Source organism: Pseudoduganella chitinolytica, from assembly GCF_029028125.1.
Lineage (GTDB): Bacteria > Pseudomonadota > Gammaproteobacteria > Burkholderiales > Burkholderiaceae_D > Rugamonas > Rugamonas chitinolytica.
In genome coordinates this window covers 5,725,196-5,749,355 of sequence record NZ_CP119083.1, presented here as the reverse complement: position 1 = coordinate 5,749,355, position 24,160 = coordinate 5,725,196, and the positions used below count along the sequence as shown (strand labels likewise).

The following is a 24,160-nucleotide window of genomic DNA, read 5'->3' as shown; positions in this document are numbered from 1 at the left end:
TTACCGATCGGTTGCCCGATCGTCGTGCCAATGTCCAGCCCCGACACCGTCAAACGCTATCTGCCCTGGGTCGTCGCCACGGCCCTCTTCATGGAGCAGCTCGACTCCACCATCGTCAACACCGCCATTCCCAGCATGGCCATCAGCCTGAAGGTCACGCCACTGAGCCTGAAGGCGGTTGTCACGAGCTACATCCTCAGCCTGGCCGTCGCCATTCCCGTCAGCGGATGGATGGCCGACCGCTACGGCACGCGGCGCGTGTTCATGACTGCCATCGCGATCTTCACCGTCGCTTCCGTGCTGTGCGGCTTGTCCGTCAATTCGCCGATGCTGGTGGCCGCGCGGCTGCTGCAGGGCTTCGGCGCGGCCATGATGATGCCGGTCGGCCGGCTGACGATCGTGCGCACGTTCCCGAAGGCGGAGCTGCTGACGGCGATGAACTTCGTGATCATCCCTGCCCTGATCGGGCCCCTGCTCGGCCCCACCGTGGGAGGCCTGATCGTGCACTGGATGTCGTGGCGCGAGATCTTCTTCATCAATGTGCCCGTCGGGGTGGCGGCGATCTGGCTGGCGCACCGCCACATGCCCGACTACCGCGGCGACGGCCCGCGCCCGCTCGACGTCATGGGCCTGATCCTGTTCGGCACCGGCGTCGCGCTGCTGTCATGGCTGCTGGAGGTCTTCGGCGAGCACAAGCTGGATGTGACGTCGGCCGCCGTGTTGTTCTTTATCGCGGCCAGCCTGCTGGCGGCTTACGCGTGGCATGCGGGGCGCGAGGAGCATCCGCTGCTGCGCCTATCCCTGTTCCGCATCCGTACGTTCCGCATTTCCGTGCTGGGCGGCTTCTTCACCCGGCTTGGCGTGGGCGGCCTGCCCTTCCTGCTGCCGCTGCTGTACCAGGTGGGCCTGGGCCTGCCGGCTTGGCAATCGGGCCTGCTGATGATGCCGGCCGCGGCGGCCGCGATGGGCATGAAGTTCATTTCGGTGCGGGTATTGAAGCGCTTCGGCTACCGCCAGGTGCTGGTCGTGAACACGGTGCTGATCGGCGTGACGATCGCGATGTTCTCGTTCGTGCAGCTGGGTACCCCGCTCTACGCCATCGTCGCCATCAGCCTGTGCCAGGGCTTCTTCAATTCGTTGCAGTTCTCCAGCATGAACAGCATCGCCTATGCCGACGTGGACCAGCGCGATACCGGCATGGCCAGCACGATGGCAAGCTCGATGCAGCAGCTGTCGATGAGCTTTGGCCTGGCGTGCGGCTCGCTGATCACGGGGTGGTACCTGGGCGACCTGCCGCAAACGGACCGGGTGGTGCTGACGAGCGCCCTGCACCATGCGTTCCTGACGCTGGCCGGCCTGACGATCATCTCGTCGTTGACATTCTGGACGTTGAAGAGGGAGGACGGTGCCAGCATCAGCCAGAGCGCTCCGGCCCCGGCGACACCGGTGGCGGCTTCCGGCCAGTCGACGGTGCAGTAGCAACGCAAAAACGGTGACAGTCACCGATTTTGGGTGCTCATCGATACAAAGCAAAAAGCCCCGCCGGGATCACCCGGCGGGGCTTTTCTAATTACTAGTCTGACGATAACCACTTTCACACTGGTTGCAGCACTATCATCGGCCCAATATCGTTTCACGGTCCTGTGAGTGGAGCGACGTCGGGCAGTGCCCGGCGGAGCACCAAAACCCGGGACGGCGATCCAAGTCGACGCCATGCTGCTGAAGTGGCGAACCAATGAAAAAACCCCTGCCAGATCACTGGACAGGGGTTTGTTCGGTATAACAGTCTGACGATAACCTACTTTCACACTGGTTGCAGCACTATCATCGGCGCAAAATCGTTTCACGGTCCTGTGAGTGGAGCGACGTCGGGCAGTGCCCGGCGGAGCACCAAAACCCGGGACGGCGATCCAAGTCGACGCCATGCTGCTGAAGTGGCGAACCAATGAAAAAACCCCTGCCAGATCACTGGACAGGGGTTTGTTCGGTATAACAGTCTGACGATAACCTACTTTCACACTGGTTGCAGCACTATCATCGGCGCAAAATCGTTTCACGGTCCTGTGAGTGGAGCGACGTCGGGCAGTGCCCGGCGGAGCACCAAAACCCGGGACGGCGATCCAAGTCGACGCCATGCTGCTGAAGTGGCGAACCAATGAAAAAACCCCTGCCAGATCACTGGACAGGGGTTTGTTCGGTATAACAATCTGACGATAACCTACTTTCACACTGGTTGCAGCACTATCATCGGCGCAAAATCGTTTCACGGTCCTGTTCGGGATGGGAAGGGGTGGGACCGATTTGCTATGGTCATCAGACTTGACGGGTTGGCTCGCGCATCGCGCGGTGCCTGAATCTATTGTGCTTGTACAAAGTCCTGAATGAAAAAGCCCGCTGTGTTCACACAGCGGGCCCTCTCGGTATAACAGCCTGACGATAACCTACTTTCACACTGGTTGCAGCACTATCATCGGCGCAAAGTCGTTTCACGGTCCTGTTCGGGATGGGAAGGGGTGGGGCCGACTTGCTATGGTCATCAGGCATGACTTGTACGTAATCTCGTTCCCGACCGGGCAACGCGACTACTAATCTGGAAGAAGTAAGGTTGGGTAGTTCTCGTAAATCTCAAACACAGGCAAATGCTCTGTAACCGTCAAGGTTATAGGGACAAGCCGTACGGGCAATTAGTATCAGTTAGCTTAATGCATTACTGCACTTCCACACCTGACCTATCAACGTCCTGGTCTCGAACGACCCTTCAAGGAGCTCAAGGCTCCGGGAAATCTCATCTTAAGGCAAGTTTCCCGCTTAGATGCTTTCAGCGGTTATCTCTTCCGAACTTAGCTACCCGGCAATGCCACTGGCGTGACAACCGGTACACCAGAGGTTCGTCCACTCCGGTCCTCTCGTACTAGGAGCAGCCCCCTTCAAATTTCCAACGCCCACGGCAGATAGGGACCAAACTGTCTCACGACGTTTTAAACCCAGCTCACGTACCACTTTAAATGGCGAACAGCCATACCCTTGGGACCGGCTACAGCCCCAGGATGTGATGAGCCGACATCGAGGTGCCAAACTCCCCCGTCGATATGAACTCTTGGGAGGAATCAGCCTGTTATCCCCAGAGTACCTTTTATCCGTTGAGCGATGGCCCTTCCATACAGAACCACCGGATCACTATGTCCTACTTTCGTACCTGCTCGACTTGTCGGTCTCGCAGTTAAGCACGCTTATGCCATTGCACTATTAGCACGATGTCCGACCGTACCTAGCGTACCTTCGAACTCCTCCGTTACACTTTAGGAGGAGACCGCCCCAGTCAAACTGCCTACCATGCACTGTCCCCGATCCGGATTACGGACCAAGGTTAGAACCTCAAACAAACCAGGGTGGTATTTCAAGGTTGGCTCCACGAGAACTGGCGTCCCCGCTTCAAAGCCTCCCACCTATCCTACACAGATTGGTTCAAAGTCCAATGCAAAGCTACAGTAAAGGTTCATGGGGTCTTTCCGTCTAGCCGCGGGTAGATTGCATCATCACAAACACTTCAACTTCGCTGAGTCTCGGGAGGAGACAGTGTGGCCATCGTTACGCCATTCGTGCAGGTCGGAACTTACCCGACAAGGAATTTCGCTACCTTAGGACCGTTATAGTTACGGCCGCCGTTTACTGGGACTTCAATCAAGAGCTTGCACCCCATCATTTAATCTTCCAGCACCGGGCAGGCGTCACACCCTATACGTCCACTTTCGTGTTTGCAGAGTGCTGTGTTTTTATTAAACAGTCGCAGCCACCAGTTTATTGCAACCCTTTCGCCCTATCACAGTAAAGTGACCAAGCTACCGGGGCGTACCTTTTCCCGAAGTTACGGTACCAATTTGCCGAGTTCCTTCTCCCGAGTTCTCTCAAGCGCCTTAGAATACTCATCTCGCCCACCTGTGTCGGTTTGCGGTACGGTCTCGTATGACTGAAGCTTAGAGGCTTTTCTTGGAACCACTTCCGATTGCTTCGCGAACAAGTTCGCTCGTCCCGATCCCTTGAATTCCGCGCCCGGATTTGCCTAAGCGCCTTCTATGAACCAGAAACTGACTATTCCAACAGTCAGACAACCTTCCGCGATCCGTCCCCCCATCGCATCATACGACGGTGCAGGAATATTAACCTGCTTCCCATCAGCTACGCATCTCTGCCTCGCCTTAGGGGCCGACTCACCCTGCTCCGATGAACGTTGAACAGGAAACCTTGGGCTTACGGCGTGCGGGCTTTTCACCCGCATTATCGCTACTCATGTCAGCATTCGCACTTCTGATACCTCCAGCATCCTTTACAAGACACCTTCGCAGGCTTACAGAACGCTCTCCTACCATATGCTTACGCATATCCGCAGCTTCGGTGACTGGCTTAGCCCCGTTACATCTTCCGCGCAGGACGACTCGATCAGTGAGCTATTACGCTTTCTTTAAATGATGGCTGCTTCTAAGCCAACATCCTGACTGTTTTAGCCTTCCCACTTCGTTTTCCACTTAGCCAATCTTTGGGACCTTAGCTGGCGGTCTGGGTTGTTTCCCTCTTGACGCCGGACGTTAGCACCCGACGTCTGTCTCCCAAGCTCGCACTCATCGGTATTCGGAGTTTGCAATGGTTTGGTAAGTCGCGATGACCCCCTAGCCATAACAGTGCTCTACCCCCGATGGTGATACTTGAGGCACTACCTAAATAGTTTTCGGAGAGAACCAGCTATTTCCAAGTTTGTTTAGCCTTTCACCCCTACCCACAGCTCATCCCCTAATTTTTCAACATTAGTGGGTTCGGTCCTCCAGTGCGTGTTACCGCACCTTCAACCTGGCCATGGGTAGATCACTTGGTTTCGGGTCTACACCCAGCAACTAGCGCCCTGTTCGGACTCGATTTCTCTGCGGCTCCCCTATATGGTTAACCTCGCTACTGAATGTAAGTCGCTGACCCATTATACAAAAGGTACGCCGTCACGGAACAAGTCCGCTCCGACTGTTTGTATGCACACGGTTTCAGGATCTATTTCACTCCCCTCCCGGGGTTCTTTTCGCCTTTCCCTCACGGTACTGGTTCACTATCGGTCGATTACGAGTATTTAGCCTTGGAGGATGGTCCCCCCATATTCAGACAGGATTTCTCGTGTCCCGCCCTACTTGTCGTACGCTTAGTACCACCGGTCTGATTTCGTGTACGGGGCTATCACCCGCTATGGCGCCTATTTCCAGAGGCTTCCACTATCAGTCCGACTATCACGTACAGGCTCTTCCCATTTCGCTCGCCACTACTTTGGGAATCTCGGTTGATTTATTTTCCTGCAGCTACTTAGATGTTTCAGTTCGCCGCGTTCGCCTCACACACCTATGTATTCAGTGAGTGATACCCTAAAAGGGTGGGTTTCCCCATTCGGAAATCTACGGATCAAAGCTCGTTTGTCAGCTCCCCGTAGCTTATCGCAGACTACTACGTCCTTCGTCGCCTGTAATCGCCAAGGCATCCACCATGTGCACTTATTCACTTGTCCCTATAACCTTGACGGCTATCGGTTCAAGCATTTACTACTGTGTTTGATGAGTTTTACTACTACCCTAAGTGTGCGATGTCTCGCACGCTTAATAAAACTTTACTTCTTCCAGATTGTTAAAGAGCGAAACAGCAGTAGTCTCTAAAAGACTAAACATAAAGACGACACGTCGTGCTTACGTTTAAACTTTTGGTGGAGGATGACGGGATCGAACCGACGACCCCCTGCTTGCAAAGCAGGTGCTCTCCCAGCTGAGCTAATCCCCCTGGGGGTGATACGTGGTGGGTCTGGTTGGGCTCGAACCAACGACCCCCGCGTTATCAACACGGTGCTCTAACCAGCTGAGCTACAGACCCGCATTCATACCAGCGGTGCTACTGTTTCTTCTTCATTCGACAGTCGATAAGTGTGAGCGTTTGATGCACGATCATTTCTGATCCGTGCCAACTCTAGAAAGGAGGTGATCCAGCCGCACCTTCCGATACGGCTACCTTGTTACGACTTCACCCCAGTCACGAATCCTACCGTGGTAAGCGCCCTCCTTACGGTTAAGCTACCTACTTCTGGTAAAACCCGCTCCCATGGTGTGACGGGCGGTGTGTACAAGACCCGGGAACGTATTCACCGCGACATGCTGATCCGCGATTACTAGCGATTCCAACTTCATGCAGTCGAGTTGCAGACTACAATCCGGACTACGATACACTTTCTGGGATTAGCTCCCCCTCGCGGGTTGGCGGCCCTCTGTATGTACCATTGTATGACGTGTGAAGCCCTACCCATAAGGGCCATGAGGACTTGACGTCATCCCCACCTTCCTCCGGTTTGTCACCGGCAGTCTCATTAGAGTGCCCTTTCGTAGCAACTAATGACAAGGGTTGCGCTCGTTGCGGGACTTAACCCAACATCTCACGACACGAGCTGACGACAGCCATGCAGCACCTGTGTGCAGGTTCTCTTTCGAGCACTCCCCGATCTCTCGGGGATTCCTGCCATGTCAAGGGTAGGTAAGGTTTTTCGCGTTGCATCGAATTAATCCACATCATCCACCGCTTGTGCGGGTCCCCGTCAATTCCTTTGAGTTTTAATCTTGCGACCGTACTCCCCAGGCGGTCTACTTCACGCGTTAGCTGCGTTACCAAGTCAATTAAGACCCGACAACTAGTAGACATCGTTTAGGGCGTGGACTACCAGGGTATCTAATCCTGTTTGCTCCCCACGCTTTCGTGCATGAGCGTCAGTTTTGACCCAGGGGGCTGCCTTCGCCATCGGTGTTCCTCCACATCTCTACGCATTTCACTGCTACACGTGGAATTCTACCCCCTCTGCCAAACTCTAGCCTTGCAGTCTCCATCGCCATTCCCAGGTTAAGCCCGGGGATTTCACGACAGACTTACAAAACCGCCTGCGCACGCTTTACGCCCAGTAATTCCGATTAACGCTTGCACCCTACGTATTACCGCGGCTGCTGGCACGTAGTTAGCCGGTGCTTATTCTTCAGGTACCGTCATTAGATGCAGATATTAGCCACACCCGTTTCTTCCCTGACAAAAGAGCTTTACAACCCGAAGGCCTTCTTCACTCACGCGGCATTGCTGGATCAGGCTTGCGCCCATTGTCCAAAATTCCCCACTGCTGCCTCCCGTAGGAGTCTGGACCGTGTCTCAGTTCCAGTGTGGCTGGTCGTCCTCTCAGACCAGCTACTGATCGTCGCCTTGGTGAGCCTTTACCTCACCAACTAGCTAATCAGATATCGGCCGCTCCAGGAGCACAAGGCCTTGCGGTCCCCTGCTTTCATCCTTGGATCGTATGCGGTATTAGCGTAACTTTCGCTACGTTATCCCCCACTCTTGGGTACGTTCCGATATATTACTCACCCGTTCGCCACTCGTCAGCGGAGCAAGCTCCCTGTTACCGTTCGACTTGCATGTGTAAAGCATGCCGCCAGCGTTCAATCTGAGCCAGGATCAAACTCTTCAGTTCAATCTCTGTTTTATGTCATTGCTGACATGGTCACTCACTCAAGAATCTGACGTTCCTCTTGCGAGGTCACGTTTAATTACTTGTGTAAGCGTTTGATGCTATATGTTTTGAGTATCGGGACCGAAGCCCCGGGCACACTCACATCAAACGCCCACACTTATCGACTGTTGATTGTTAAAGAATTCTTCGCTTTTCAGCGGTGCCGCCGGGCTTTGCACCCTTGACAAATCGTTGTGTTTGTCAGCAGCAGAGAAGCGAGAGTATGCGGTGTTTCGTGCGTTTCGTCAAGCTTCTCTTTTCATCACATCGTTGCGTCTGTGTCATTTTCATGACAACGCATTCGCTGCGAGGGACAGAACTATATCAAAGCCCCTCGAACTTTGGCAAGCGCTTTTCGAGGAAGGCCTGCATCCCCTCGCGCTGGGCCGGCGTGCCGAACGCGGCATGGAACAGGCGCCGCTCGTAGTTGACCCCTTCCGTCAGCGTGGTCTCGAACGCGCGGTTGACGGCATCCTTGATCATCATCGCCACCGACAGCGGCATCGCCGCGATCGTGTTGGCCGCCTCCAGCGCTTGGGCCATCAGCTCGGCCGCAGGCACGACGCGCGAGACGATGCCGATGCGCTCCGCCTCGGCCGCGTCGATCGTGCGCGCCGTCAGCAGCAGGTCCATCGCCTTCGATTTGCCGATCGTGCGCGGCAGGCGCTGCGTCGCGCCGGCGCCCGGCGTCACGCCGATCTTGATTTCCGGCTGGCCGAACTTGGCCGTGTCCGCCGCGATCAGGAAGTCGCACATCATCGCCAGCTCGCAGCCGCCGCCCAGCGCGTAGCCCGCCACGGCACCGATGACCGGCTTGCGCACCTTCAGGATGTGCTCCCAGTTGCGGGCGATGTAGTTGTCGCGGTAGGTGTCCTGGTACGTGTAGTCCTTCATCGCGACGATGTCCGCGCCCGCCGCGAAGGCCTTCTCGCTGCCGGTCAGGATGAGGCAGCCGATCTGCGGGTCCTTGTCGAAGCCGGCCAGGGCTTCGCCCAGTTCGTTCATCATATTGTCGTTCAGGGCGTTCAGCGCCTTGGGACGGTTCAGGCGGATCACGGCCACCTTGCCCTGGACTTCGACGATCAGATCTTCATATTGCATGCGGGTCTCCTGGTTGGCATCCGGGCCCGGGCCCGGTATCGAATAGTCCACGGATTGTAGCGCCAGAAGGTGCAGCGCCGCTATGATCTGGCGACCGATGCTCTCCTCCCTACGCCACCAGATCGCCGAACGCTGGCGCACCGATGCGCTGCTGTCCAGCACCGACTTCCGTCGCTACTGGAGCTGCCTCGTGTTGACGAGCTTCGGCGCCCAGGTCGGGGCCCTGGCGCTGCCGCTCTGCGCCGTCCTGCTGCTGCATGCGACGCCGGCCCAGATGGGCATCCTGACCGCCAGCCAGGCGATCCCGTTCGCCTTTTTCGCCCTGCCCGCCGGGGTCTGGCTGGACCGTCGGCGCAAGCTCCCCATCCTGCTGGGTACCAAGACACTGCACGGCCTGACGCTGGCGTCGATTCCCGTGGCGTGGTGGTGCGGCCTGCTGTCGATGCCATGGCTGTACGGGGTGGCGGTCATCCTCGGCATCTGCGCCGTGGTGGGCGGCGGCGCCGAACAGATCTTCCTGACCCTGCTGGTGGGCCGCGAGCGCATGGTCGAGGCCCAGTCGCGCTTCGCGACCACGGATGCCATTTCGCGCCTGCTGGGGCCCGGCCTGGCAGGCATCCTGATCCAGCTGCTGACGGCGCCGGTGGCCATGATCGTCGACGCCCTGGCCTTCCTGTTCTGCGCCTGGAACCTGGCGCGCATCCGTTCGCGCGAGGCCGCGCCCGTGCCGAGCGGGCGCCATCCGCTGCACGATATCCGCGCCGGATTCGCCTTTATCTGGGGCCAGCCGCTGCTGCGCACGCTGGCCTGGGGCGCCGGGCTGTGGCACCTGCTGTTCTACGGCTATGCCGCCCTGACGGTGCTGTTTGCCACCCGCGACCTGGGCATGAGCGCGGGCATGCTGGGCATGGCGCAGATGCTGGGCGGGATCGGCGTCTTCGTCAGCTCGCAGGTCGTCAAGCCGCTCAACACCCGCTATGGTCCGGGCGTGACGATGTTGATCGGCACCGCGGCCACCGCCGTCGGCTTCGTGCTGATCCCTACCATCCCGCGTGAACTGTTCGGCAGCACGCACGCCAGTGCCGCCGCGTATGCGCTGCTGGTGTTCGTGTTCGACTGCGGTGTCATGCTGTTCTTTATCCCCTACCAGTCCCTGCGCCAGCGCGTGACACCGGACGAGATGCTGGGCAGGATGATTTCGACGATGCGCTTCCTGACCATCGCCATTGCCCCGCTGGGCGCGCTGGCGGCCGGCAGCGTCGCCGAGGCGTTCAGCGTGCGCACCGCGCTGGGCTGCATCGGTGCCGGCGGCGTGCTGCTGGCGCTCGGCATGGTGCGCTCGCGCGAGCTGCGAAGCGTGCGCCCCTGAAGCGGCGGGCACCCTACACTGGGAGCTTGCCTGAATAGCAAGTTCAACCCAGGGAGTCCGCCATGTTCAAGAGTATCCTGCTGCCCACCGACGGCTCGGAGCTGTCGGAAAAAGCCACGGCCATCGCCGTCGAATTCGCCCGGGTGCACGGCGCCCGCATCGTCGGTATCACCGTGATCCAGCCGTTCCCGTTCGCGCCCATGACGGATGGGGCCATCGTCCCGGATGCCGAGGTGTTCGACACCCAGGCCAACGTGGCGGCAACCAGGAATGTCGAGCGCATTGCCGCCGCGGCCGCCGCTGCCGGCATCCCGTTCGAAGGCATCGTCGCCAACTCGCACAATCCCTACCAGGAGATCGTCGCGGCCGCCGAGAAGCACAACTGCGACATCATCCTGATGGCCTCGCACGGCCGCAAGGGCCTGAACAAGCTGTTCCTCGGCAGCGAGACCCAGAAGGTACTGGCCCATACCCAGCTGCCGGTGCTGGTCCTGCGCTGAAGCTTACGGCGTGACCTTCGGCAGCAGCACCCAGACCTGGCCGGACTGCTTCATGCGGCCGGCATTCTCGGCCGCCTCCGGCCCGAAGCCGAAGAAGTAGTCGATGCGGATGGCGCCCCGGATGGCGCCGCCCGTATCCTGCGCCATCACCAGGCGCTGCAGCGGGATGTCGCTGGCTGCCTGCGTCGTGTTCAGGAACAGCGGCACGCCCAGCGGGATCTGCGTGGCATCCACTGCCACGGAACGCTGCGGCGTCAACGGCACGCCCAGCGAACCCTTCGGCCCCACGCCGGGATCGGGCAGCTTTTCCTCGCGGAAGAAGACATAGCTGGGATTGGCGTTGAACAGCTCCTGGCGCCGGGTCGGATGGCCGGCGATCCACGCCTTGATGCCTTGGGCGGTGGCCTGTTCCGGCGTCAGCTCGCCCTGCTCCACCAGCCATTTGCCGATGGACTTGTACGGATGGCCGTTCTGTTCCGCATATCCGACCCGGATCGTCTCCCCGGAATCGAGCAGCACGCGCCCGGAACCCTGCACTTCGAGGAAGAACGCCTCTACGGGGTCGTCCACCCACAGCAGCTCCTTGCCGACAAAGCCCGGGCTGGCGATTTCCGCCCGGCTGGCGTACGGCACCACCTTGCTGCCCTGCAGGCGCCCGCGCAGGCGCCGGCCCTTCAGGTCGGGATAGACACTCGTCAGGTCGATCGTCAGCAGGTCGGCCGGCGTCTTGTAGAGCGGCGTCTGGTACGGGCCCGCCTGCTTGCGCGAACCGCGCAGCTGCGCTTCGTAGTAACCCGTCACCAGGCCGCTGTCGCTGCCGTCCGGCGCGACCACCCGTTGCGGCTGCAGGAACGACTCGAAGAACAGGCGGATGGCCGCTTCGCTGTGCTTGTCCACCGTGCGCGCGATCGAACACGATTCCTTCCACTCGGCCCGCTTGCCCAGCACGCTGCACGAGGACAGGAACGCGGGCCAGGCCGCGCGCAGGTCGTCGCGGGCCCAGCCCGGCAGGTCGGCGAATGCGCCGGGCACGAAACTGATCTTCCTGGGCACCTCCGGCTGCGGCACCGGCGGGGGAGTCGGCGTCGGCTGCGGCTGCGGCTGCGGTTGCGGCACGGGCTGGGGCGCCGGCTCGGGCTTGGACGGTGGCTGCGTCGCGCAACCGGCCAGCAGCGCGGCAATGGCGGCAGCGGCGGCCAACGGCAGGACGGAACGGGTTAGACTAGGGCGAACTGATGACATGGAGGCAGTATGTGGTATCTGGTGTTGGAAGCATTGGTGGCGCTGTTCCTGCTGGTCTTCATCGTCTGGTGGACGATGCCGCGCAAGAAAAAGGCGCCACCGGCCCGGCGGCCGGATCAGCCTCAATAATAGGACAGCCCGGCGCGAACGCCAGGGCTCAGTGCAGCGTGCGGGGCAGCGAGAGCACGAATTCGGGGATCTTGACCTCGAACTGATGACCGTCCTCAGCCACGCAGAAATACTCGCCCGTCATCGAACCCTGCGGCGTGCGCAGCTGCGTCCCGCTGGTGTACTCGAACTGTTCGCCCGGCTGCAGCAGCGGCTGGTGGCCGACCACCCCCAGCCCGCGCACTTCCTCGATGTGGTTGTTGGCGTCGGTAATGATCCAGTGGCGCGAGATCAACTGCGCCGCCACCGTCCCGGTGTTCTTGATCGTGATGGAATACGTGAACACGAAATTGGTGCGTTCCGGATCGGATTGTTCGGGCAGGTACTGCGTCCTGACCGTCACGGTGAGTGCATATTGGGCCATCGGGGTTCCTCGGTGAATACGTTGCGGCGAGGTCAGACCCGCCGATGCAAGACTCGCAATTATGCCGAAAATTCAAAAATGGCGTTTCAGCCATTGAGTGGCGCGTGCCGCACGCAACGGCCCCACAGCGTAAAATAGCGCATCTTTTTTCCACCATCCTGCCATGACTACCTACCGCATCGCCCCCAGCATCCTGTCCGCCGACTTCGCCCGCCTGGGCGAGGAAGTGAAGAACGTCGTCGCCGCCGGCGCCGACATCATCCACTTCGACGTGATGGACAACCATTATGTGCCGAACCTGACCGTCGGCCCGCTGGTGTGCCAGGCGATCCGCCCGCACGTCCAGGTGCCCATCGACGTGCACCTGATGGTCAAGCCGGTCGACCGCATCATCCCCGATTTCGCCAAGGCAGGCGCGAACATCATCACCTTCCACCCGGAAGCGTCGGACCACGTGGACCGCTCGCTGCAGCTGATCCGCGATAACGGCTGCAAGGCCGGCCTCGTGTTCAACCCGGGCACCCCGCTGTCCTACCTGGAACACGTGATGGACAAGGTCGACATGATCCTCATCATGTCCGTCAACCCGGGCTTCGGCGGCCAGTCGTTCATTCCGCACGCGCTGAAGAAGATCGAGCAGGCGCGCCGCCTGATCGACGAATCGGGCCGCGACATCCTGCTGGAAGTCGATGGCGGCATCAAGATCGACAATATCGCCGCGGCTGCCAAGGCCGGCGCCGACACCTTCGTGGCCGGCTCCGCCATCTTCGGCCAGCCCGACTACAAGGCCGTCATCGACGCCATGCGCGCCCGGCTGGCGGAGGGTTAAATGACGGCGGCCGCTCACCCACTGTGCGGCGTGCGCGCCGCCATCATCGACCTGGACGGCACGATGCTCGACACCGTGCCGGACTTCCACGTCGCCATCAACCGCATGCGCGACGAGCTGGGCCTGCCGGCCATCACGGCCGAACAGATCAAGAACATGGTCGGCAAGGGCTCGGAAAACCTGATCCGCAGCGTGCTCGCCCTGGACCATGACGACGCCGGCATCGAACGCCATTTCACCGATGCGATGGATGCCTACCAGCGCCACTACCTTGCCATCAACGGCCACCACAGCACGCTGTATCCGGACGTGGCAGCCGGCCTGGCCGAGCTGAAGCTCGCCGGCCTGCACCTGGCCTGCGTCACCAACAAGCCGCTGGCCTTCGCGCTGCCGCTGCTGAAGCTGAAGGAGCTGGACGGCTATTTCGACGTCATCTACGGCGGCGACTCCTTCCCGAAAAAGAAGCCGGACCCGATGCCGCTGCAAAAGGCCTGCGAGTTCTTCGGCCTGCCGCCCGCCCAGGTCGTCGCCATCGGCGACTCGTCCAACGACGCCGAGGCGGCCCGCGCGGCCGGCTGCCCCGTGCTGACGGTACCGTATGGTTATAACCACGGCGCGGCTATACACGAAACGGATTCCGATGGTATAGTTGACACGCTGCTGCATGCGGCAAGATTGATTGGCTTGCACAACAACTCTGCGGACTCCGCTTAATCGACTCGGCAACACCACTCATGTTTCTCAACAAACGACACAACGTTACCCACCGGGGCTCGATTGAGGCCTGGCTATGGCGACGCTGGCAATCCTGAGCTGAAAAGCCCTGGGCTGAACAAGCCCTTTTAGATTGCTGCCGTCGGCGTTTGTGCTCGACCTTTGCGCGTGGTGTTCCACTCTCTGCGCAACGTTGTCCCCCCGCGCTCCGGCAGGTTTGTTGAACCTCACCGCCACCACCACACCCACAGCGTGGCGGATTGGAGAGAACCATGACCGAACTCGAATTCAAATCGCTGGCCACCCAAGGCTACAACCGTATTCCCCTGATCGCGGAAGCGTTCGCCGACCTGGAAACGCCGCTGTCGCTGTACCTCAAGCTGGCGCAGACGCAGAGCACGGGCAAGAACACCTTCCTGCTTGAATCCGTCGTCGGCGGCGAGCGCTTCGGCCGCTTCTCCTTCATCGGCCTGCCCGCCAGGACGGTGCTGCGCACGTACGGCAGCCACACGGAGATCGTGCGGAACGGCGAAGTCGTCGAGACGCACGACGGCAACCCGCTCGAATTCATCGAGCAGTACCAGGCCCGCTTCAAGGTCGCGCTGCGGCCCGGGATGCCGCGCTTCTGCGGCGGCCTGGCCGGCTACTTCGGCTACGACACCGTGCGCCACATCGAGAAGAAACTGGCCAACAGCGCCCAGAAGGACGACCTGGGCCTGCCGGACATCCAGCTGATGGTAACGGAAGAACTGGCCGTCATCGACAACCTGTCCGGCAAGCTGTACCTGATCGTCTATGCGGACACCACGCAGCCGGAGTCGTTCTCGAAAGCGCGCCAGCGCCTGAAGGACCTGCGCGCGCTGCTGCGCCGTGGCGTCGATGCGCCCGTCACGTCGTCTTCCGTGCGCACGGAGATCATCCGCGACTTCGCCAAGGAAGATTACCTGAAGGCCGTGGCGAAGGCCCACGAATACGTGATGGCCGGCGACCTGATGCAGGTGCAGATCGGCCAGCGCCTGCGCAAGCCCTACGTCGATTCGCCGCTGACGTTGTACCGCGCGCTGCGTTCGCTGAATCCGTCGCCGTATATGTACTACTACAATTTCGGCGACATGCAGATCGTCGGCGCGTCGCCCGAGATCCTGGTGCGCAACGAGACCCTGCCCGATGGGAACAAGAAGGTCACGCTGCGCCCCATCGCCGGCACCCGCCCACGCGGTGCCACGCCGGAAAAGGACGCGGCACTGGCCGAGGAACTGCTGGCCGATCCGAAGGAGATCGCCGAGCACGTGATGCTGATCGACCTGGCGCGCAATGACCTGGGCCGCATCTCCGAGACGGGCAGCGTCAAGGTGACGGACAAGATGGTCATCGAGAAGTACTCGCACGTGCAGCACATCGTGTCGAACGTCGAAGGCAGGCTCAAAGCAGGCATGTCGAACCTGGACGTGCTGCGCGCCACCTTCCCGGCCGGCACCCTGACGGGCGCGCCGAAGGTGCGCGCGATGGAAGTCATCGACGAACTGGAGATCTCCAAGCGCGGCATCTACGGCGGCGCCTGCGGCTACCTGTCGTTCGGCGGCGAGATGGACGTGGCGATCGCGATACGCACGGGTGTCATCAAGGACGGCATGCTGTACGTGCAGGCCGCCGCCGGCATCGTCGCGGACTCGATCGCGGAATTGGAATGGCAGGAAACCGAGAACAAGGCGCGCGCCGTGCTGCGCGCGGCCGAACAAGTGCAAGATGGCCTGGATGGGGAGTTCTGACATGCTGCTGATGATCGACAATTACGACTCCTTCACCTACAACATCGTGCAGTATCTCGGCGAGTTGGGCGAGGACGTGCGCACCTACCGCAACGACGAGATCACGATCGAGGAAATCGAGGCGCTCAATCCCGACCGCATCTGCATCTCGCCGGGCCCGAAGGCACCGGCGCAGGCAGGCATCTCGGTCGAGGTGCTGCGGCACTTCGCCGGCAAGAAGCCCATCCTGGGCGTGTGCCTGGGCCACCAGGCCATCGGCGAGGCGTTCGGCGGCAAGGTCATTCGCGCCAAGCAGGTCATGCACGGCAAGACGTCGGCGATTGCCCACACGGGCGTCGGCGTGTTCGCCGGCCTGCCCAGCCCCTTCACGGTGATCCGCTACCACTCGCTGGCGATCGAACGCGTGTCGCTGCCGGCGTGCCTGGAAGTGACGGCATGGACCGACGACGGTGAAATCATGGGTGTGCGGCACAAGGACTTCGATATCGAAGGCGTGCAGTTCCACCCCGAATCCATCCTGTCCGAGCATGGCCATGCCCTGCTGAAGAACTTCCTCGTCCGCTAAGGAGCGCACCATGCCGATCACCCACCAGGAAGCACTGCTCCGCTGCATCGAGCACCGCGAGATCTTCCACGACGAAATGCTGCACCTGTTCCGCCAGATCATGAGCGGCGAAATGTCCCCCGTGATGGTCGCGGCCCTGACGATGGGCCTGCGCGTCAAGAAGGAAACCATCGGCGAGATCACCGCCGCGGCGCAGGTCATGCGCGAGTTCTCCACCAAGGTGCCGATGGCCGATACCACCAACCTGCTCGACATCGTCGGCACGGGCGGCGACGGCGCGCACACCTTCAACATCAGCAGCGCCGCGATGTTCGTCGCGGCCGCCGCCGGCGCGCGCGTGGCCAAGCATGGTGGGCGCAGCGTGTCGTCCTCGTCCGGCAGCGCCGACCTGATCGAATCGCTGGGCGCCAATATCAACCTGAAGCCCGAGCAGATCGCACAGTCGATCGCACAGACGGGCATCGGCTTCATGTTCGCGCCGAACCACCACGCGGCCATGAAGCACGTGGCCCCCGTACGGCGCGAGCTGGGCGTGCGCTCGATCTTCAACATCCTGGGCCCGCTGACCAATCCCGCCAGCGCGCCGAACATCCTGATGGGCGTGTTCCACCCGGACCTCGTCGGCATCCAGGTGCGCGTGCTGCAGCGCCTCGGTGCCCAGCATGCGCTGGTGGTCTACGGCCGCGACAATATGGACGAAGTCTCGCTGGGCGCCGGCACGATGGTCGGCGAACTGGTGGACGGCGAGATCCGCGAGTACGAGATCCATCCGGAAGATTTCGGTCTGGCGATGATTGCCAGCCGCAACCTGAAGGTGGCGGATGCGGCCGAATCGAAGGTGAAAGTGATGGAAGCGTTGTCCGGCGCGCCCGGCGCGGCCAGCGACATCGTCGCGCTCAACGCGGGCACCGCACTGTACGCGGCCGGGGTCGCGTCTTCCATCGAGGATGGGCTGGCGAAGGCGCGCGCGGCCGTCAGCTCCGGCGCGGCGCTGGCGAAGCTGCGGCAGTTCGTCGACGTCACGCAGACGCTCGGCGCCAATAACTGAGGGAGCATATGTTCGGCATCCACGACCTGACGCTGTTCATCGTTTCCGGGCTGCTGCTGAACATCATGCCCGGTCCGGACTCCCTCCTCATCATGACGCGCAGTGCCACGCAGGGCTGGCGCGCCGGCTGCGTCACCGCGCTCGGCATCGGCGCCGGCACGATGGTGCACGTGCTGGCGGCGGCCGTCGGGCTGTCGGCGCTGCTGGCCACCTCCGCGACGGCGTTCAATGTCGTCAAGTGGGTAGGTGCCGCGTACATCGTGTGGTGCGGGATCGGCATGCTGCGGGCCAAAGCCAACCCAACACCGGATGCCGGGGTCAGGGAGGAGTGCTCGCCTGCATGCGAGCACCGCTGCGCAGGCAAAGAGCAATGCTCCTTGAAACCCCTGCTGCGCCCCGCCGGGTCTGACCCCAGGGTTACGCCGTTGGGTGAAAAAGCCGCGCCGATGCGTCGTATTTTTTTTCAGGGCTTCCTGACCAATGTCCTGAACCCGAAAGTCGCGCTGTTCTTCCTGGCCTTCGTGCCGCAGTTCATCGCGCTCGATGCCCCCAACAAACCGCTCGCCTTCATCATCCTGGGCTGCATCTTCAACTTCAACGGCATGTTGTGGTGTAACGGCCTGGCCGTGTTCACGGCATTTGCCAGCGCGCGCCTGAAGGTGAAACCGCGCGTGGCGCTGTGGCTGAACCGCGTGACGGGCGGCCTGTTTTTGATGCTGGGCGCCCGCCTGGCGCTGGCCGAGCGCAATTAACCGATCGAATCATGTCCGATATCCTCAACAAAATCCTGGCCGTGAAGGCCGACGAAGTGGCGGCGGCGAAAAAACACCGCGGCCTGGCCAGCCTGCGCGACGAAGTGGAACGCGATACCGCGTTGCGCGCCGGGCTGCGCGGCTTCGAGGCGAACCTGCGCCGTCAGATCGATGCGGGCAAGGCCGGCGTCATCGCGGAAGTCAAGAAGGCCTCGCCGTCGAAAGGCGTGCTGCGGGCGGACTTCCAGCCCGCTGCCATCGCCGCCAGCTACGAAAGCGGCGGTGCCGCATGCCTGTCCGTGCTGACGGACGAGCAGTTCTTCCAGGGCAGCGCCCAGTACCTGCAGCTGGCCCGCGCGGCCTGCGCCATCCCCGTGCTGCGCAAGGACTTCCTGGTCGACATGTACCAGGTCTACGAAGCGCGTGCGATGGGCGCCGACTGCATCCTGCTGATCGTGGCGGCACTGGACCACGGCCTGATGGCGGAAATGGAGGCCTGTGCGCACGAGCTGGGCATGGATGTGCTGATCGAATCGCACGACGGCGACGAACTGGCGGCCGCGCTGAAGCTGCAAAGTAACCTCATTGGCATCAACAACCGCAACCTGCGCACGTTCGACGTGACGCTGGACACCACGCTGAACCTGCTCGACCGCATTCCGCAGGAACGCATGGTGATTACGGAATCGGGCATCCTGAACGGCGACGACGTGGCACGCATGCGCGCCGCCGACGTGCATGCCTTCCTCGTCGGCGAAGCCTTCATGCGCGCCGCCGATCCGGGCGCCGAATTGCACCGGCTGTTCGCCTGATTGGTGGCGCGATGGCACTGTCCCTCGACCCCGCGGCACCGCGCGACTTCGACTTCATCATCGGCGACTGGCAGGTGCGCCACCGGCGCCTGCGCTCGCGCCTGGCCGGCTGCACCGACTGGGAAACGTTCGACGGTTACTCGTCGACCGTCAAGACGCTGGGCGGCTTTGGCAACCTGGAAGACAACCTGCTGGACTTCCCCGGCGGCGCCTTCCGCGCCATCGCCGTGCGCTCCTACTGCCGCGAGGCGGGGACGTGGTCGATCTGGTGGCTGGACGGACGCAACCCGACGGCGCTGGACGTGCCGGTGACGGGACGGTTTGCCGACAACGTCGGCCTGTTCTACGCCGACGACGTGCTGGACGGCCAGCCGATCCGCGTGCGCTTCACGTGGCTGGCGCAGCCCGGTGCGAATCCGCGCTGGGAGCAGGCGTTCTCCAACGATGGCGGGGAAACCTGGGAGACCAACTGGACGATGGAGTTCGTGCCGGCTGGGGTATGAATCGCGTAGTCAGGGTCTGTTCCTGCATAGGGACAGACCCTGGTTTTAATCGCAGAACCATATGACACACGCGATAAAAACCGGGGTCCGTCCCAAAAATACGGGACAGACCCCAAGCCTTGCCGCTGTTGTGCGAAATGACGCCGCACATCCTCGATGCCATCAGCACCAGGCTAAACGGATCCAGCCAACTTCATCCAGCCGTCATCCTCCGCGGGCGCGCGGCAGCGCCGGCCGCGGCATCGTCGGCCGCGCCATCGTAGGCCGAACGACATCGAGCTTGCGCGCCGTGTCGATGGCCAGCGTGATGCCCGGTACCCGGTCGCCCTGCAACTGCACGGCAAACGTCATCAGCTCGTCGCGCCGGAACGCGTGCACCTGCACCGTGTCGCCTACCTTGTAGCGGCCCAGCAGCCCCTCCAGGTTGGACGGATTGCCCGTCACGCGCAGGCCGTCGATGGCAACCAGCAGGTCGCCTGCCGACAGGCCGGCCCGGTGCGCCGCACCGCCCTCGTGGACAGCGGACAGCTTGCAGTCCGCACCTTCGCGGCCGATGTTCGCGTCCAGGCTGGGCTTGTCGCCCTTGCGCTCGTCCGTGTACTTGACGCCGAATGGCGCCAGCAGCTTCGCCAGCGGCACGTCCTCCGTGCCGCGGATGTATTTTTCAAAGAACGGCTTGAGCTTCATGCCGCTGATCTCGTCGAACAGCGCTTCCACGTCGCCCGGGGTGACGCCACGGCGGCCATCCGGATAGAAGTCGCGGCCGTAGCGCTGCCACAGCGCCAGCATGATGTCGTCCAGCGAGCGCTTGCCCGCCGTTTTCGTGCGGATGGTCAGGTCCAGCGCGAGGCCGATCAGCGACCCCTTGGCGTAATAGCTGACGATGGCGTTCGGCGCGTTCTCGTCCTGGCGGTAGTACTTGCCCCAGGCGTCGAAGCTGGAGTCGGCCACGCTCTGCCTGGTGCGGCCGGCACCGCGCAGCACGCCGCCGACGGCCTTGCCCAGCATCTTGTAGTACTGCTGTTCCGTGATCATGCCGCTGCGGACGAGGAACAGGTCGTCGTAGTAGCTGGTGAAGCCTTCGAACAACCACAGCAGCGGGGTGTAGTTCTCCACCTGCAGGTCGTACGGCGCGAACACGGCCGGCTTGATGCGCTTGACATTCCAGGTGTGGAAGTACTCGTGGCTGCACAAGCCGAGGAACTTGACGTAACCCTCGCTGCGGTCCTTGCCGCGCTGCGCCGTGGTCGGCAGGTCGGCGCGGGCGCAGATCAGCGCCGTCGAGGCGCGGTGTTCCAGGCCGCCGTAGCCGTCGCCCACGGCCAGCGTCATGAACACGTAGCGGTCCATCGGCGCCTGCTTCGTCTTCGGCTCGAAGAAGGCGACCTGGGTTTCGCAGATGGCCTTCAGGTCGGCGCACAGGCGCTCCAGGTCCAGGTTCGGCACGCGGCCCGTGACGACCACGTCGTGCGGCACCCCGTGCGCCGTAAACGTCGCCAGCGCGAAGTCGCCCATCTCGACGGGGCTGTCGATCAATTCGTCGTAGTCCGCCGCGACATAGGTGCCGAAGCCGTAGCGCCGCGCCTTCAGCTCCGGCAGCGCCGTGGCCACGCGCCACGCGCGCGCCGCCTCATGCTCCGGCTGGCGGATGTCGACGACGTGCGGCACGTCCTCCTGGCCCAGCACGCGCAGGAACACGCTGGTGCCGTTGAAGAACCCGTGCGTCTGGTCCAGGTGCGCCGCGCGCACGGACAGGTCCCAGGCATACACGTCGTACACCACCACCAGCGGGCCCGTCACGGGCGGCGCCTGCCACGAATGCTTGTCCAGCTTCGTCAGCGGCACGGCGCGGCCATCCGCCTCGGCGCGGATCTGCACGATGTTGCGGGAGAACTCGCGGATCATGTAGCTGCCCGGAATCCAGGCCGGCAGCGCCAGCACCTGGCCGTCGGCGGCGGGTGCCTGCACGGTCAGCGTGACCTGGAACAGGTGGGCCGCGAGATCCTTCGCGGCGATGGCATAGGCGATGGCCGGTGCCTGGCTGGTGGTTTTTTTCTTTTTCATCATAGATCGGTTGGCGTATCGATATCGAGCAGGATGCCCGCATCGTCCACGCACACTTCGTTGACGGGATGGTTGCTGACGATGCCGCGCGCGCCGCGGTCTCCGGACAGCGCAAGCAGCTCGGGCAAGTGGCGGCGGCCGAAGGCCACCGGATTGCCCCGTTTTCCCTGGTGGACAGGTGCCGCGATGTCCGCGCCCTCCGCCACCGCCTGGCGCAGCGCGGCGATCGTGGCCGGCTGCACGCGCGGCATGTCGGCCAACGCCACCACCCAGCCGGCGGCCTGCGGTGCGGCGCGCAAGCCATGCACGAGCGACGCGGCCATGCCGGTATCCGCATCGGCGCAGCGCGTCACTTCGCAGCCCGCCCCGGCAAGCAGGGCGGCGGTGGCGTCGTCGTCGGCCCGCACCACCGCGATCACGCGCGGCAGTGCGGCCAGCAGGTGGCGCGCGCTGGCCGCCGCGACGACGTCGCCGTCGGCCAGCGGCTGCAGCAGCTTGTTGCGCTGCCCTTGCGGGTCGAACCGGCGGCCACGCCCGGCCGCCAGCAAAATGCCGACGACGTCCGCCATCACACCTTGACGGCCGTGGCCAGGTCGAACGGCAGCTTGCGCAGGCGCTTGCCCGTCAGCCGGTAGATGGCGTTGGCGAACGCCGGCGCCAGCGGCGGGAAGCCCGGTTCGCCCATGCCGGTCGGCGGCTCGGTCGAGGGCACGATGTGCACGACGACCTGCGGCATGTCCGGCATGCGCGCGACCGCGTAATCGGACAGCTGGCTTTGTTCGACCACGCCGTCCTTGAGCGTGATGGCGGCGCCCGGCAGCGTGGTGCCGACGGCCATCAGCACGGCGCCCTCCACCTGCGCCTGGATCGTCAGCGGATTGACGGCCTGGTTGCAATGCACGCCGGCGGTGACCGTGTGCAGCTTCGGCACGCCCTTGTCGATGGAAGCCGTGACCACGTACGCGACGACCGTGCCGAACGATTCGTGCAGCGCCACGCCCCAGGCCTGCCCTTTCGGCAGCTTCTTCTTGCCGTAGCCGGACTTGCCGATCGCCAGGTCCAGCGCCAGGTGGTGGCGCTGGTGGTCCGCCGGAATCAGCTTCTTGCGGTAGGCCACCGGATCCATGCCGGCCGCATGCGCCGCTTCGTCGATCAACGTCTCCATCACGAATGCCGTATGGGTGGAACCGACCGAGCGCCACCACAGCACCGGCACGTTGGCCTTGGCGTTGTGCACCGAGAGGTTCAGGGAAACCTTGTATGGCTCGCCCATCCCTTCCACCATCGTATTGTCCACGCCGTTCTTGACCATCATCGGCTCGAAGGCGGAGCCGGTGATGATGGACTGGCCCACGATGGTGTGGTCCCAGCCGACGATATTGCCCTTGCCGTCCAGGCCCAGCGCGGCGCGGTGCACGTGCGCGGGGCGGTAGTAGCCGCCCTTGATGTCGTCCTCGCGGCTCCAGATCACTTTCACGGGGCCTGACTTGCCGCTCGCCCTGTAGGCCTTGGCCACGTTGACCGCCTCGACGATGTAGTCCGACGACGGCGTGGCGCGCCGGCCGAAGCCGCCGCCCGCCATCATCGTGTGCAAGGTGACCTGTTCGGGCTGCAGGCCGGCCGTCTTTGCCGCTGCCGCCTGGTCCATCGTCTGGAACTGGCTGCCGGCCCAGATGGTGCAGCCATCGGCCTTCAGGTCCACCACGCAGTTCAGCGGTTCCATCGGCGCGTGCGCCAGGTACGGGAACTCGTACACGGCATCGATTTTCTTCGGCGCGGCGGCCAGCTTCGACGTGTCGGCCTGCTTCGCCACGGTGCCCGGCTTGGCGGCCAGCGCGCGGAACGCGGCGAACTGCCTGGCGGTGTCGACCTTCTCGACACCGCTCGTGTCCCACTCGACCTTCAGCACATCGCGGCCCTGCTTGGCGGGCCAGTAGCCATCCGCGATCACGGCGATGCCCTCGGCGCCCCGGTCCAGCGCCACGCGCTCGACCGCCACCACGCCGCGCAGCGCTTTCGCGGCGGCCGCGTCGAACGATTTCACCTTCGCGCCGAACACGGGCGGACGCACGACGACAGCCACCTTCGTGCCTTCCGGCTTGAAGTCCATGCCGAACTGCTGGCTGCCGTTCGACTTGGCGCGCGCATCCAGGCGCGGCATGGGCTTGCCGATGAAGCGGAAGTCCTCGACGTTCTTCAGCACGACGTTCGCCGGCACCGGCTGCCTGGCGGCGGCCTCCGCCATCTCGCCGTAGGTGGCCTTGCGCCCGCCCGGTCCCGTCAGCACGCCGCGCGCCGCCTTGACCTGGTTCGGCGTGGTGCCCCACTGCTGCGCGGCCGCCGCGACCAGCATCGCGCGCGCCTTGGCGCCGATCTCGCGGTACTGCACCCACGAGTGCGCGACGCTGCCGCTGCCGCCCGTGATCTGGATGCCGAAGGCGGGGTCCTTGTACGCCTCGCCGGCCGGCGCCAGCACGCCGCGGATCTGCGACCAGTCGGCATCGAGCTCCTCGGCGATCAGCATCGGCAGCGCCGTGTGCACGCCCTGGCCGAACTCCAGCCGGTTGACCTGCACGGTGATGGTGTTGTCCGGCGCGATGCGCAGGAACGCATTCGGCTGCTGCGCCGCCTGGGGGATGCCGGCGGCGCGCGCCATGCGGCCGCCGCCCGTGAACGTGAAGCCCAGCACCAGGCCCGCGCCTGCCGCCTTGATGAAGCCGCGCCGCGAAACGCCGCCGGTCTCGCCACCGGCCAGGGTCGCCAGTCCGTTTTCCTTGAACCATTCCTTGCGCATGCGGATCT

The 24,160-nt window shown here is 62.8% G+C and carries 17 protein-coding genes, 2 tRNA genes and 4 rRNA genes; 11 read left to right on the top strand and 12 right to left on the bottom strand.

Going from position 1 to position 24,160, the window contains the following annotated elements; all coding sequences use genetic code 11:
* Positions 1–30 precede the first annotated feature (30 nt).
* Positions 31–1,479 (top strand): DHA2 family efflux MFS transporter permease subunit, encoded by a 1,449-nt coding sequence (locus PX653_RS25645; protein WP_277415466.1) that lies wholly within the window; start codon positions 31–33, stop codon positions 1,477–1,479.
* A gap of 726 nt (positions 1,480–2,205) precedes the next feature.
* Here PX653_RS25645 and rrf (PX653_RS25640) read toward each other — a convergent pair.
* The 7 genes from rrf (PX653_RS25640) to PX653_RS25610 form a co-directional block, all read right to left on the bottom strand.
* A 5S ribosomal RNA gene (rrf, locus tag PX653_RS25640) occupies positions 2,206–2,318 on the bottom strand.
* A 110-nt stretch (positions 2,319–2,428) separates the two neighbouring features.
* Positions 2,429–2,541 (bottom strand): 5S ribosomal RNA (gene rrf / locus PX653_RS25635).
* A gap of 122 nt (positions 2,542–2,663) precedes the next feature.
* Positions 2,664–5,536, bottom strand: a 23S ribosomal RNA gene (locus PX653_RS25630).
* A gap of 190 nt (positions 5,537–5,726) precedes the next feature.
* A tRNA-Ala gene (locus tag PX653_RS25625) sits at positions 5,727–5,802 on the bottom strand.
* A 13-nt stretch (positions 5,803–5,815) separates the two neighbouring features.
* A tRNA-Ile gene (locus PX653_RS25620) sits at positions 5,816–5,892 on the bottom strand.
* Positions 5,893–5,989: 97 nt separating this feature from the next.
* Positions 5,990–7,519: ribosomal RNA gene (locus tag PX653_RS25615) — 16S ribosomal RNA — on the bottom strand.
* Together the 16S, 23S and 5S rRNA genes with 2 tRNA genes alongside form the textbook arrangement of a ribosomal RNA operon.
* A 363-nt stretch (positions 7,520–7,882) precedes the next feature.
* Positions 7,883–8,659, bottom strand: a complete 777-nt coding sequence (locus PX653_RS25610) for an enoyl-CoA hydratase (RefSeq protein WP_277415465.1) — start codon at positions 8,657–8,659, stop codon at positions 7,883–7,885.
* Positions 8,660–8,756: 97 nt separating this feature from the next.
* On the opposite strand from PX653_RS25610, the gene PX653_RS25605 reads away from it, so the two are divergent.
* Together PX653_RS25605 and PX653_RS25600 are read left to right on the top strand one after the other, a co-directional pair.
* Positions 8,757–10,028 (top strand): MFS transporter, encoded by a 1,272-nt coding sequence (locus tag PX653_RS25605; protein WP_277415464.1) that lies wholly within the window; start codon positions 8,757–8,759, stop codon positions 10,026–10,028.
* A 62-nt stretch (positions 10,029–10,090) separates the two neighbouring features.
* On the top strand, positions 10,091–10,528 hold the full coding sequence (locus PX653_RS25600; RefSeq protein ID WP_277415463.1) for a universal stress protein: 438 nt from the start codon (positions 10,091–10,093) through the stop codon (positions 10,526–10,528).
* 3 nt (positions 10,529–10,531) lie between these two features.
* Here the strand turns inward: PX653_RS25600 and mltA are convergent, their stop codons facing one another.
* The gene (mltA, locus tag PX653_RS25595) at positions 10,532–11,770 is read right to left on the bottom strand and encodes a murein transglycosylase A (protein WP_277415462.1); all 1,239 of its coding nucleotides are present in this window, start codon (positions 11,768–11,770) and stop codon (positions 10,532–10,534) included.
* A 157-nt stretch (positions 11,771–11,927) separates the two neighbouring features.
* Positions 11,928–12,302 (bottom strand): Co2+/Mg2+ efflux facilitator ApaG/CorD, encoded by a 375-nt coding sequence (apaG, locus tag PX653_RS25590; protein WP_277415461.1) that lies wholly within the window; start codon positions 12,300–12,302, stop codon positions 11,928–11,930.
* Positions 12,303–12,465: 163 nt separating this feature from the next.
* Between apaG and rpe the strand changes: the two genes are divergently transcribed.
* The 8 genes from rpe to PX653_RS25550 all read left to right on the top strand — a co-directional run bounded on the left by rpe (position 12,466) and on the right by PX653_RS25550 (position 19,294).
* Positions 12,466–13,131 carry a ribulose-phosphate 3-epimerase gene (gene rpe, locus PX653_RS25585; protein WP_277415460.1) on the top strand — a complete coding sequence of 222 codons (666 nt, stop codon included), beginning with the start codon at positions 12,466–12,468 and terminating at the stop codon, positions 13,129–13,131.
* The gene (locus tag PX653_RS25580) at positions 13,132–13,845 is read left to right on the top strand and encodes a phosphoglycolate phosphatase (protein ID WP_277415459.1); all 714 of its coding nucleotides are present in this window, start codon (positions 13,132–13,134) and stop codon (positions 13,843–13,845) included.
* Between the two features lie 272 nt (positions 13,846–14,117).
* Positions 14,118–15,614, top strand: a complete 1,497-nt coding sequence (trpE, locus tag PX653_RS25575) for an anthranilate synthase component I (RefSeq protein WP_277415458.1) — start codon at positions 14,118–14,120, stop codon at positions 15,612–15,614.
* Between the two features lies 1 nt (position 15,615).
* Complete coding sequence (locus PX653_RS25570; RefSeq protein WP_277415457.1) at positions 15,616–16,179, top strand: aminodeoxychorismate/anthranilate synthase component II; 564 nt, start codon at positions 15,616–15,618, stop codon at positions 16,177–16,179.
* 10 nt (positions 16,180–16,189) lie between these two features.
* On the top strand, positions 16,190–17,227 hold the full coding sequence (gene trpD, locus PX653_RS25565) for an anthranilate phosphoribosyltransferase (RefSeq protein WP_277415456.1): 1,038 nt from the start codon (positions 16,190–16,192) through the stop codon (positions 17,225–17,227).
* 8 nt (positions 17,228–17,235) lie between these two features.
* Positions 17,236–17,979 (top strand): LysE family translocator, encoded by a 744-nt coding sequence (locus tag PX653_RS25560; RefSeq protein ID WP_277415455.1) that lies wholly within the window; start codon positions 17,236–17,238, stop codon positions 17,977–17,979.
* A gap of 11 nt (positions 17,980–17,990) precedes the next feature.
* Positions 17,991–18,791 (top strand): indole-3-glycerol phosphate synthase TrpC, encoded by an 801-nt coding sequence (gene trpC / locus PX653_RS25555; RefSeq protein ID WP_277415454.1) that lies wholly within the window; start codon positions 17,991–17,993, stop codon positions 18,789–18,791.
* A gap of 11 nt (positions 18,792–18,802) precedes the next feature.
* On the top strand, positions 18,803–19,294 hold the full coding sequence (locus PX653_RS25550) for a DUF1579 domain-containing protein (protein ID WP_277415453.1): 492 nt from the start codon (positions 18,803–18,805) through the stop codon (positions 19,292–19,294).
* Positions 19,295–19,498: 204 nt separating this feature from the next.
* Here the strand turns inward: PX653_RS25550 and PX653_RS25545 are convergent, their stop codons facing one another.
* From PX653_RS25545 to PX653_RS25535, 3 genes are read right to left on the bottom strand one after another with little or no spacing between them, the layout of a single operon-like run.
* Positions 19,499–21,361, bottom strand: a complete 1,863-nt coding sequence (locus PX653_RS25545; RefSeq protein ID WP_443094345.1) for a M61 family metallopeptidase — start codon at positions 21,359–21,361, stop codon at positions 19,499–19,501.
* Positions 21,358–21,927 carry a nucleotidyltransferase family protein gene (locus PX653_RS25540; protein ID WP_277415451.1) on the bottom strand — a complete coding sequence of 190 codons (570 nt, stop codon included), beginning with the start codon at positions 21,925–21,927 and terminating at the stop codon, positions 21,358–21,360. The genes PX653_RS25545 and PX653_RS25540 overlap by 4 nt, the downstream gene beginning before the upstream one ends.
* Positions 21,927–24,152, bottom strand: coding sequence for a xanthine dehydrogenase family protein molybdopterin-binding subunit (locus PX653_RS25535; RefSeq protein ID WP_277415450.1), 2,226 nt, complete (start codon positions 24,150–24,152; stop codon positions 21,927–21,929). The genes PX653_RS25540 and PX653_RS25535 overlap by 1 nt, the downstream gene beginning before the upstream one ends.
* Between the last annotated feature and the right edge of the window lie 8 nt (positions 24,153–24,160).

Bases quoted from the DNA above. Each gene is read 5' to 3' on its own strand.
- PX653_RS25645 (WP_277415466.1), top strand. From the start codon at position 31: ATGTCCAGCCCCGACACCGTCAAACGCTATCTGCCCTGGGTCGTCGCC.
- PX653_RS25610 (WP_277415465.1), bottom strand. From the start codon at position 8,659: ATGCAATATGAAGATCTGATCGTCGAAGTCCAGGGCAAGGTGGCCGTG.
- PX653_RS25605 (WP_277415464.1), top strand. From the start codon at position 8,757: ATGCTCTCCTCCCTACGCCACCAGATCGCCGAACGCTGGCGCACCGAT.
- PX653_RS25600 (WP_277415463.1), top strand. From the start codon at position 10,091: ATGTTCAAGAGTATCCTGCTGCCCACCGACGGCTCGGAGCTGTCGGAA.
- mltA (WP_277415462.1), bottom strand. From the start codon at position 11,770: ATGTCATCAGTTCGCCCTAGTCTAACCCGTTCCGTCCTGCCGTTGGCC.
- apaG (WP_277415461.1), bottom strand. From the start codon at position 12,302: ATGGCCCAATATGCACTCACCGTGACGGTCAGGACGCAGTACCTGCCC.
- rpe (WP_277415460.1), top strand. From the start codon at position 12,466: ATGACTACCTACCGCATCGCCCCCAGCATCCTGTCCGCCGACTTCGCC.
- PX653_RS25580 (WP_277415459.1), top strand. From the start codon at position 13,132: ATGACGGCGGCCGCTCACCCACTGTGCGGCGTGCGCGCCGCCATCATC.
- trpE (WP_277415458.1), top strand. From the start codon at position 14,118: ATGACCGAACTCGAATTCAAATCGCTGGCCACCCAAGGCTACAACCGT.
- PX653_RS25570 (WP_277415457.1), top strand. From the start codon at position 15,616: ATGCTGCTGATGATCGACAATTACGACTCCTTCACCTACAACATCGTG.
- trpD (WP_277415456.1), top strand. From the start codon at position 16,190: ATGCCGATCACCCACCAGGAAGCACTGCTCCGCTGCATCGAGCACCGC.
- PX653_RS25560 (WP_277415455.1), top strand. From the start codon at position 17,236: ATGTTCGGCATCCACGACCTGACGCTGTTCATCGTTTCCGGGCTGCTG.
- trpC (WP_277415454.1), top strand. From the start codon at position 17,991: ATGTCCGATATCCTCAACAAAATCCTGGCCGTGAAGGCCGACGAAGTG.
- PX653_RS25550 (WP_277415453.1), top strand. From the start codon at position 18,803: ATGGCACTGTCCCTCGACCCCGCGGCACCGCGCGACTTCGACTTCATC.
- PX653_RS25545 (WP_443094345.1), bottom strand. From the start codon at position 21,361: ATGATGAAAAAGAAAAAAACCACCAGCCAGGCACCGGCCATCGCCTAT.
- PX653_RS25540 (WP_277415451.1), bottom strand. From the start codon at position 21,927: ATGGCGGACGTCGTCGGCATTTTGCTGGCGGCCGGGCGTGGCCGCCGG.
- PX653_RS25535 (WP_277415450.1), bottom strand. From the start codon at position 24,152: ATGCGCAAGGAATGGTTCAAGGAAAACGGACTGGCGACCCTGGCCGGT.